The organism is Novosphingobium mangrovisedimenti, from assembly GCF_025153475.1.
Lineage (GTDB): Bacteria > Pseudomonadota > Alphaproteobacteria > Sphingomonadales > Sphingomonadaceae > Novosphingobium > Novosphingobium mangrovi_A.
On the sequence record NZ_JANZXA010000045.1, the window covers coordinates 1 to 2,127 of the forward strand.

Below are 2,127 nucleotides of genomic sequence, written 5' to 3' on the forward strand. Positions count from 1 at the left end.
CCGCACCCAAAACCAAAAAGGAAAAATCACCCGCTTGACCCAACCCCCGCATCGCGGGAAACACACATCCACCCGGGTCACTTCTCGATGAAAATCCCGGGTCAACTCTCAGCGGAAATCAACAGCAACGGACCGGTCGTCGCCAGCGACCGTTTGCCTATTGAGCGCACGGCACCGCACATCATGGATCGCGCAGCTGTGACGATCCCTCTGCAAACCGGGATCAAGGTCATCGATGCGCTCATTCCGATAGGGCGCGGCCAGCGCGAGTTGATTCTCGGCGACCGCCAGACCGGCAAGACCGCCATCGCTATCGACACTATCCTCAACCAGCGCGACCAGAACGTGCTGTGCGTCTATTGTGCGATTGGCCAGCGCGCGTCCGCCGTCGCCAAAGCGGTAGCGACCCTGCGTGAAGCGGGCGCGCTCGACTACACTGTCGTTGTCGTCACCGAAGGCAATGACCCGCCCGGTCTCGCCTTTATCGCCCCATATGCCGCGACCAGTATCGCAGAGCATTTCATGGAGCAGGGCCGCGATGTTCTCATCGTTTATGACGATCTCACGCAACATGCGCGCGCCTATCGCGAATTGTCCCTTCTGTTGCGGCGCCCGCCCGGCCGCGAGGCCTTTCCCGGCGACATCTTCTACATTCACGCACGATTGCTCGAACGAGCAACCCATTTGCGCGAAGAACTCGGAGGCGGGTCGATCACCGCCCTGCCCATCATTGAAACCGAAGCACAGAACATCTCCGCCTACATTCCGACCAATCTCATTTCGATCACCGATGGGCAGATATATCTCTCGCCGTCGCTGTTCGAATTGGGCATCCTGCCCGCTGTCGACGTCGGCAAATCGGTTTCGCGCGTCGGCGGCAAGGCACAGCGTTCCGCCTACCGCGCCGTCGCAGGCGATCTCAAGCTTGCCTATGCGCAGTTCGAGGAACTCGAGACCTTTGCCCGCTTTGGTGCCCGATTGGATGAAGCCACCCGCAAGACGATCGAACATGGACAGCGTATCCGCGCGTGCCTGCAGCAGGGGGAAGGCGCGCCAGTGCCGGTGCCGGCGCAAATCGCTGTCTTGCTTGCGGCAACCGCCAAGCTCTTCGATACCGTCGCGCTCGAGCAGATGCCCGATGCCGAGCTCGCCGTCCAGAAGGCGGCCGTGCACATACCCGCTCAAGTGCGCGAACGATTTGAAAGCGCCGGCAAGCTCAGCGACGAGGATCGCTCGACTATCGTTGAAATTGCCAGAGCGGCCGTCGCGCCTTTCCAAGCCGCGCCGAAGGCCCAGATTACCGCAGGATCGCCCGGCACCCTAGAACTGCAGAACACTTCATCGCGGCCTGTGGCAGGCGGACGAGAACGATCATGAGCGATACCATCGAGAGCCTGCGGCGAAAAATCAACAATGCCAGCGATCTCCAATCCGTCGTCCGGACAATGAAAGCCTTGGCCGCGTCGAACATTGGCCAATATGAAAGATCGGTCCATGCGCTGGCCGACTATAATCGAACCGTGGAATTGGGATTGGGCGCCTGGTTTCGGGAAAACCGGGTAGCGTCCCCGATAGCGGAGAGAAATGAAACCGATCAGGCCGATGCGGTTGGCGCTGTCGTATTCGGATCTGACCAAGGACTGGTCGGGAGGTTTAACGATATTGTCGCCGATCATGCGATCAAGACACTTGATGCTCTGACTGGCAAAGCTCAGGTCTGGGCTATAGGCGAGCGTGTTCATGCTCGTCTCGCGGATGCGGGCCTACCGCCGGTTGGCCTTCTTGCTGTTCCCAATTCTGTCCAGGGTATCACTGCCTTTGTCGCACAGCTTCTGTTTGAAAGCGAAGGGCTTCAGGCTGACTCTGCGCAAACCAGCCTTTGGGTGTTCCATAACCGGCCCATGGCCGGAGCCCTATTCGAACCGGTTGGTCAGCGTTTGCTGCCACTCGACGCCCAGTGGCAAGACGATGTCGCAAGTATGCGCTGGCCAACAGGAAACTTGCTGTTGATTTCCGCTGAGAGTTGACCCGGGAGAGGCATAAATTTCCGCTGAGAAGTGACCCATGTTCTGACCTTTCCCCTGGCTGTTGCGTCGGGGGACATTGGAGTGATCGACATGGCGTTAT

The 2,127-nt window shown here is 59.3% G+C and carries 2 protein-coding genes; both read left to right on the top strand.

Annotated features, from left to right (window positions below):
- Window positions 1-1,377 (top strand): F0F1 ATP synthase subunit alpha (locus NZK81_RS21350; RefSeq protein ID WP_260047977.1); only part of this gene is annotated, 1,377 nt, incomplete at its 5' end.
- On the top strand, window positions 1,374-2,027 hold the full coding sequence (locus NZK81_RS21355) for a F0F1 ATP synthase subunit gamma (protein WP_260047978.1): 654 nt from the start codon (window positions 1,374-1,376) through the stop codon (window positions 2,025-2,027). The genes NZK81_RS21350 and NZK81_RS21355, both read left to right, overlap by 4 nt.
- The last annotated feature ends 100 nt before the right edge of the window (window positions 2,028-2,127 follow it).